Below are 6,668 nucleotides of genomic sequence, written 5' to 3' on the forward strand. Positions count from 1 at the left end.
TCACGATGGCCCTACTGCAGATCGCCGAACCCGGCCAAAGTCCTCAACCGCACCAGCGTCGTCTGGCTGTGGGGATCGACTTGGGCACTACCAATTCGCTGGTCGCTGCGTTGCGCAGTGGTCTTTCCGAACCGCTGGCCGACGCAAACGGGCAGGTCATCCTGCCGTCCGCCGTGCGTTATCACGCCGACCGCGTCGAAGTCGGTGAATCGGCCAAGCTGGCTGCGTCCTCCGATCCTTTGAACACTGTGCTCTCGGTCAAGCGCTTGATGGGTCGTGGTCTGTCCGACGTCAAGCAATTGGGCGAGCAACTGCCGTACCGCTTTGTTGGTGGCGAATCGCACATGCCGTTCATCGACACCGTGCAAGGCCCGAAAAGCCCGGTCGAAGTTTCCGCCGATATTCTCAAGGTGCTGCGTCAGCGCGCTGAGGCGACCTTGGGTGGTGAATTGGTTGGTGCGGTGATCACCGTTCCGGCGTACTTCGACGATGCTCAACGTCAGGCCACCAAAGATGCGGCCAAACTCGCCGGTCTCAATGTGTTGCGTCTGCTTAACGAGCCGACGGCGGCCGCTGTGGCTTACGGTCTGGATCAGCACGCCGAAGGGCTTGTTGCGATCTACGACCTGGGCGGCGGCACCTTCGATATTTCGATTCTGCGTCTGACTGGCGGTGTTTTCGAAGTGCTCGCAACCGGCGGCGATAGCGCGCTGGGCGGCGATGACTTCGATCACGCGATTGCCAGCTGGATCATCGAGCGCGCGGGCCTGTCCGCTGACCTCGATCCGGGCGCACAGCGTAATCTGCTGCAAACCGCCTGCGCGGCCAAAGAAGCACTGACCGATGGGGTCAGCGTTGAAGTGACCTACGGCGACTGGAAGGCGCAACTGACCCGCGAAGCCTTCGATGCGCTGATCGAGCCGATGGTCGCGCGCAGCCTGAAAGCCTGCCGCCGCGCCGTTCGCGATTCCGGCATCGAACTGGAGGACGTGCACGCCGTGGTCATGGTCGGCGGTTCGACTCGCGTTCCACGTGTTCGCGAAGCCGTTGCCGAAGCTTTCGGTCGTCAGCCTTTGACTGAAATCGATCCGGATCAAGTGGTGGCCATCGGTGCTGCGATCCAGGCCGATACGCTGGCTGGCAACAAGCGCGATGGCGGCGAACTGCTGCTGCTCGACGTGATTCCGCTGTCCCTGGGGCTGGAAACCATGGGCGGTTTAATGGAGAAGGTGATCCCGCGCAACACCACGATCCCCGTCGCTCGCGCACAAGATTTCACGACTTATAAAGATGGTCAGTCGGCCATGGCGATCCACGTACTGCAGGGTGAGCGCGAGCTGATCAGTGACTGCCGTTCGCTGGCGCGCTTCGAATTGCGTGGCATTCCAGCAATGGTGGCTGGCGCGGCGAAGATTCGCGTGACTTTCCAGGTCGATGCCGACGGTCTGCTCAGCGTTTCTGCCCGAGAACTGGGTTCGGGCGTCGAGGCGAGCATTCAGGTCAAGCCGTCCTACGGTCTGACCGACGGCGAAATCGCCAAGATGCTCAAAGATTCGTTCCAGCACGCCAATGACGACAAAGTCGCCCGCGTCCTGCGTGAGCAGCAAGTCGATGCCCAGCGCCTGATCGAAGCGGTGCAGGGCGCTCTGGAGGCTGATGGCGAGCGTTTGCTCGACGCCGAAGAGCGCATGGTCATCGACCTGCAAGTGCAGGAACTCACCGAACTGATGAAAGGTACCGATGGTTACGCCATCGAGCAGCAGACCAAGCGTCTGTCGCAAGTGACCGATGCTTTTGCTGCCCGCCGCATGGATCTGACGGTGAAAGCCGCTCTGTCGGGGCGCAATCTGAATGAAATCGAGGATATCTGATGCCGCAGGTCATTTTTCTGCCCCACGAGAAGTTCTGCCCTGAAGGCATGGTGGTCGAGGCTGCGCCCGGCACATCGATTCTCGAACTGGCCCACGAACACCACATCGAGATGGAAAGCGCCTGCGGCGGCGTCTGCGCTTGCACCACTTGCCACTGCATCATCCGCGAGGGTTTCGACTCGATGGAAGAGGCTGACGAGCTGGAAGAAGATTTCCTCGATCGTGCCTGGGGTCTGGAAGCGCAATCGCGCCTGGCCTGTCAGGCTATCGTCGGTGAAGAAGACATCACCGTCGAAATTCCGAAATATTCGCTTAACCATGCGGCCGAAGCGCCGCACTGACTGGTAAGACTGTCATGAGCTACGGTTGGAATGATGTTCAACGTATTGCAGAAGAACTGGCCGAGGCCCATGCCGGCGTCGATCCGTATTCTGTAGGTTTTGTCCGTTTGCAGCAGATGATCCTGGATCTGCCTGACTTCGACAGCACTTCTGGCCGTGTCGGCGAGAAGGTGCTGGAAGCGGTTCAGGAGCTCTGGGCCAAAGAATTGGACTGATCGTCTCGCAGGTTAGGCAATACCCAAGAACCCGCGTATAATTCGCGGGTTTAATTTTTCGCAAATTACCGTTTCTGGAGTTACACCATGGCTGTTCAACGCACTTTCTCCATCATCAAGCCTGACGCTGTTGCTAAAGGCGCTGCCGGCGAAATCGTTACCCGTTTCGAAAAGGCTGGTCTGAAAGTTGTTGCTTCGAAAATGAAGCAACTGTCCAAAGCCGAAGCTGAAGGCTTCTACGCTGAGCACAAAGAGCGCGGTTTCTTCGGTGACCTGGTTGCTTTCATGATCTCCGGTCCAGTAGTTGTTCAGGTTCTGGAAGGCGAAAACGCTATCGCTCGCAACCGTGAGCTGATGGGCGCTACCAACCCTAAAGAAGCTGCTGCTGGCACCATCCGTGCTGACTTCGCTGAGTCGATCGACGCCAACGCCGTGCACGGTTCGGACTCCGAAGCTGCTGCTGCTCGCGAAATCTCGTACTTCTTCGCAGCTACTGAAGTAACCACTCGCTAAGCATTGCTTAAAGAGTGAAGGTGAATCCATGACTACATCGACTGTTAAAACAAACCTGCTGGGTCTGACCCAGCCGGAAATGGAAAAATTCTTCGACTCAATCGGGGAGAAGCGTTTCCGTGCCGGTCAGGTAATGAAATGGATTCACCACTTTGGCGTCGATGATTTCGACGCCATGACGAACGTCAGCAAGGCTTTGCGCGACAAGCTCAAGGCCATTGCTGAGGTCCGTGGTCCTGAAGTGGTCAGCGAGGACATCTCCAGCGACGGTACCCGTAAATGGGTGGTGCGCGTGGCGTCCGGCAGCTGCGTCGAGACCGTGTACATTCCCCAGGGCAAACGCGGCACTTTGTGCGTTTCGTCCCAGGCAGGCTGTGCCCTGGATTGCCGTTTCTGCTCCACCGGCAAGCAAGGCTTCAATAGCAACCTCACCGCCGCCGAAGTCATCGGTCAGGTGTGGATTGCCAACAAATCTTTCGGCAGTGTCCCGGCCACCGTCGACCGTGCCATCACCAACGTGGTGATGATGGGCATGGGTGAGCCACTGCTGAACTTCGACAACGTCGTCGCCGCCATGCATCTGATGATGGATGACCTCGGCTACGGGATCTCCAAGCGCCGCGTGACCTTGTCCACCTCGGGTGTGGTGCCGATGATCGATGAGCTGGCCAAGCACATCGACGTATCCCGGGCGTTGTCCATGCACGCACCGAATGACGCATTGCGTAACCAATTGGTGCCGATCAACAAGAAATATCCGCTTAAGATGCTGCTCGAGTCGTGCCAGCGCTACATGTCGTCCCTGGGCGAGAAACGTGTGCTGACCATCGAGTACACCTTGCTCAAGGACATCAACGACAAGGTCGAACACGCCGTTGAGATGATCGAGCTGCTGAAGAATATTCCATGCAAGATCAACCTGATCCCGTTCAACCCGTTCCCGCACTCCGGTTACGAGCGGCCAAGCAACAACGCGATCCGTCGTTTCCAGGATCAGTTGCATCAGGCCGGTTTCAACGTCACTGTCCGCACCACCCGTGGTGAAGACATCGATGCCGCATGTGGTCAATTGGTAGGGCAGGTGCTGGATCGCACCCGTCGCAGCGAACGTTACATCGCCGTGCGTGAGTTGAGCGCCGACAGCGATCTGGCACAGAACGCCGCGAACACTAACTAAGAGAGGATCTCTATGTCCCTGCGCTTTGCGCTGCTGTTGCTGTTGGCCAGCCTGAGTGCTGGTTGTGTCCTGTCGGGTGACTACAACCCGATGAAGACCAGCAAGGGCCGCGATGAAGCGCGGGCTGCCTATGTGCAGTTGGGGCTGGGGTATTTGCAGCAGGGCATGACCGAGCGGGCCAAGGTGCCGCTGAAGAAAGCACTGGATCTGGATAGCTCCGATCCCGACGCCAATGCTGCCCTCGGTCTGGTGTTTCAGGCCGAAATGGAGCCGAAACTGGCCGACGAGCACTTCCGCAAAGCCTTGTCCTCCCGTCCCGCTGATGCGCGCATCCTCAACAACTACGGCAGTTTTCTCTACGAAGAACAGCGTTACAAGGAAGCCTACCAGCGTTTTGAACAGGCCTCCGCCGATACCCTGTATCCTGAGCGTTCGCGTGTGTTCGAGAATCTCGGCATGACCGCATCCAAGCTGGGGCAGCGTGAGTTGGCGCAGCAGCAGCTGGAAAAGGCCCTGCGTTTGAACCGTCAACAACCGCGTGCATTGCTGGAAATGGCTGAGTTGTCCTTCGAAGACAGGCATTATGTGCCCGCGCGTGACTATTACGACCGTTTCAGCCTGCTAACCGAGCAAAATGCACGTAGTCTATTGCTCGGCGTTCGGCTGGCAAAAGTGTTTGAAGATCGCGACAAGGCCGCCAGTTACGGCCTGCAATTAAAACGACTCTATCCCGGTACGCCGGAATATCAGCAATACCTGTCGGAGCAATGATGAAAGCGGCGCATCCCGAAGTTGTAGCAGCGAATCGCGTTAACCCCGGTGAGACCCTGCGCCAGGCCCGCGAAAGCAATGGCTGGTCGCTGGCCGAAGTGGCCCTCAAGCTCAACCTCACCGTGACTTCCCTGAGCAATCTTGAAGCCGGCGCTTTCGACAAGCTGCCGGGGCATACCTTCGCTCGCGGTTACATTCGCGCCTATGCCAAGTTGCTCGGTATGGATCAGACTGTTCTGGTTCAGCAATTCGACCAGTCCACCGGCACCGATTCCCAGGGCAGCAACGTCCATGCGCTGGGCCGTATCGAAGAGCCTGTGCGGGTGTCCCACACTATTTTGCGTATCGTCAGCCTGCTGTTGCTGATCGCGGTCATCGGCGGCGGTTTCGTCTGGTGGCAGGATCAGACCTCGCTGCGGAGCAAAGACTTGACCACTCTGGCCCCGGAGCACGTCGAAGTCGAAGGCGCCGATGGCACCACCCAGATTCACCCGATCGACGAGCCGGAAGATCAGGCTGTCGCTGAAGGTCAGGCCGAGGGCGCGACCGCTCTGGCCCTGCCGCAGTCGGAAACCACCGCTGAATCGACCGGTGCCGAGCCTGCTGCGCCAGCAACTGCACCGGTTGCTCCAGCTGCTCCGAGCGCAACGCCCGCAGCACCGGTTCATACGCCGGCCCCGGTTGTTGCCACGCCTGCTACTCCGGCACCAACTGTTCCGAGCACGCCAGCGCCGACTGTCACCGCGCCAGTGGCCCCGACGGTCAACGCTCCGGTGGCCGGTCAAGGCCAGGTGTCGGTGCAGTTCGTCGCCGATTGCTGGACCCAGGTCAGCGACGGCAGCGGCAAAGTTCTGTTCAGTGGCCTGAAGCGTAAAGGCGACAGCCTGGCGGTTGCCGGCAAGCCACCGTTTGCCGTGCGCCTGGGTTATGCCCGTGGCGCGCAGGTCAGCTACAACGGCCAGCCGGTCGATGTCGCTCCGTTCACCAGTGGCGAGACTGCTCGCCTGAAGTTGGGTCAATAAGTCATGCACGGCGAATCTCCAATCAAACGTCGCGTTTCGCGCAAGATCTGGGTCGGCAATGTGCCGGTGGGCGGCGATGCGCCGATCGCTGTGCAGAGCATGACCAACAGCGACACCAATGATGTCGCCGCCACCGTTGCGCAGATCAATCGTCTGGAAGCCGCCGGTGTCGACATCGTTCGCGTGTCGGTACCGGACATGGATGCCGCCGAGGCGTTCGGCAAGATCAAGCAACTGGTCAAGGTGCCGCTGGTTGCCGACATCCACTTCGACTACAGGATCGCCTTGCGCGTGGCCGAACTGGGTGTGGACTGCCTGCGCATCAACCCGGGCAACATCGGTCGCGAAGACCGTGTGCGTGCTGTGGTCGATGCCGCCCGTGACCGCGGGATCCCGATCCGCATCGGCGTCAACGCCGGCTCGCTGGAAAAAGATCTGCAAAAGAAATATGGCGAGCCAACCCCAGCCGCGCTGGTCGAGTCCGCTCTGCGCCACGTCGAGCACCTCGAACGCCTGAATTTCCAGGACTTCAAGGTCAGCGTGAAGGCCTCCGACGTGTTCATGGCCGTCGAAGCCTACCGTTTGCTGGCCAAGGAAATCGTTCAGCCGCTGCACCTGGGCATCACCGAAGCCGGTGGATTGCGTTCGGGCACAGTGAAATCCGCCGTTGGCCTAGGTATGCTGCTCGCCGAGGGGATTGGCGATACTATCCGCATCTCGCTGGCGGCCGACCCGGTCGAGGAAGTGAAGGTCGGATA

General features: G+C 59.4%; 8 protein-coding genes. All 8 read left to right on the forward strand.

What is annotated here, in order from left to right:
• The first annotated feature begins 5 nt into the window (after positions 1–5).
• Positions 6–1,871 carry a Fe-S protein assembly chaperone HscA gene (gene hscA / locus ACIONG_RS29350; protein ID WP_213026522.1) on the forward strand — a complete coding sequence of 622 codons (1,866 nt, stop codon included), beginning with the start codon at positions 6–8 and terminating at the stop codon, positions 1,869–1,871.
• Positions 1,871–2,212 carry an ISC system 2Fe-2S type ferredoxin gene (gene fdx / locus ACIONG_RS29355; RefSeq protein WP_007916885.1) on the forward strand — a complete coding sequence of 114 codons (342 nt, stop codon included), beginning with the start codon at positions 1,871–1,873 and terminating at the stop codon, positions 2,210–2,212. Before hscA ends, fdx begins: the two co-directional genes overlap by 1 nt.
• 14 nt (positions 2,213–2,226) lie before the next feature.
• On the forward strand, positions 2,227–2,427 hold the full coding sequence (iscX, locus tag ACIONG_RS29360; RefSeq protein ID WP_077574428.1) for a Fe-S cluster assembly protein IscX: 201 nt from the start codon (positions 2,227–2,229) through the stop codon (positions 2,425–2,427).
• An 87-nt stretch (positions 2,428–2,514) separates the two neighbouring features.
• Positions 2,515–2,940: a nucleoside-diphosphate kinase gene (gene ndk / locus ACIONG_RS29365; protein ID WP_003227894.1), complete on the forward strand. Its 426-nt coding sequence runs from the start codon at positions 2,515–2,517 to the stop codon at positions 2,938–2,940.
• Positions 2,941–2,968: 28 nt separating this feature from the next.
• Positions 2,969–4,117, forward strand: a complete 1,149-nt coding sequence (gene rlmN / locus ACIONG_RS29370) for a 23S rRNA (adenine(2503)-C(2))-methyltransferase RlmN (protein ID WP_401304428.1) — start codon at positions 2,969–2,971, stop codon at positions 4,115–4,117.
• 12 nt (positions 4,118–4,129) lie between these two features.
• Positions 4,130–4,888, forward strand: coding sequence for a type IV pilus biogenesis/stability protein PilW (gene pilW, locus ACIONG_RS29375; protein ID WP_401304431.1), 759 nt, complete (start codon positions 4,130–4,132; stop codon positions 4,886–4,888).
• Positions 4,888–5,910: a RodZ domain-containing protein gene (locus ACIONG_RS29380; RefSeq protein ID WP_401304434.1), complete on the forward strand. Its 1,023-nt coding sequence runs from the start codon at positions 4,888–4,890 to the stop codon at positions 5,908–5,910. Before pilW ends, ACIONG_RS29380 begins: the two co-directional genes overlap by 1 nt.
• Positions 5,911–5,913: 3 nt before the next feature.
• Positions 5,914–6,668 (forward strand): flavodoxin-dependent (E)-4-hydroxy-3-methylbut-2-enyl-diphosphate synthase (gene ispG, locus ACIONG_RS29385; protein WP_401304437.1); only part of this gene is annotated, 755 nt, incomplete at its 3' end.

The sequence above is a fragment of the Pseudomonas sp. NPDC087817 genome (assembly GCF_044742875.1).
Taxonomy (GTDB): Bacteria; Pseudomonadota; Gammaproteobacteria; order Pseudomonadales; family Pseudomonadaceae; genus Aquipseudomonas.

What these genes read in the sequence shown, in the direction of transcription:
- hscA (WP_213026522.1), top strand. Translation starts at nt 6, where the DNA reads ATGGCCCTACTGCAGATCGCCGAACCCGGCCAAAGTCCTCAACCGCAC.
- fdx (WP_007916885.1), top strand. Translation starts at nt 1,871, where the DNA reads ATGCCGCAGGTCATTTTTCTGCCCCACGAGAAGTTCTGCCCTGAAGGC.
- iscX (WP_077574428.1), top strand. Translation starts at nt 2,227, where the DNA reads ATGAGCTACGGTTGGAATGATGTTCAACGTATTGCAGAAGAACTGGCC.
- ndk (WP_003227894.1), top strand. Translation starts at nt 2,515, where the DNA reads ATGGCTGTTCAACGCACTTTCTCCATCATCAAGCCTGACGCTGTTGCT.
- rlmN (WP_401304428.1), top strand. Translation starts at nt 2,969, where the DNA reads ATGACTACATCGACTGTTAAAACAAACCTGCTGGGTCTGACCCAGCCG.
- pilW (WP_401304431.1), top strand. Translation starts at nt 4,130, where the DNA reads ATGTCCCTGCGCTTTGCGCTGCTGTTGCTGTTGGCCAGCCTGAGTGCT.
- ACIONG_RS29380 (WP_401304434.1), top strand. Translation starts at nt 4,888, where the DNA reads ATGAAAGCGGCGCATCCCGAAGTTGTAGCAGCGAATCGCGTTAACCCC.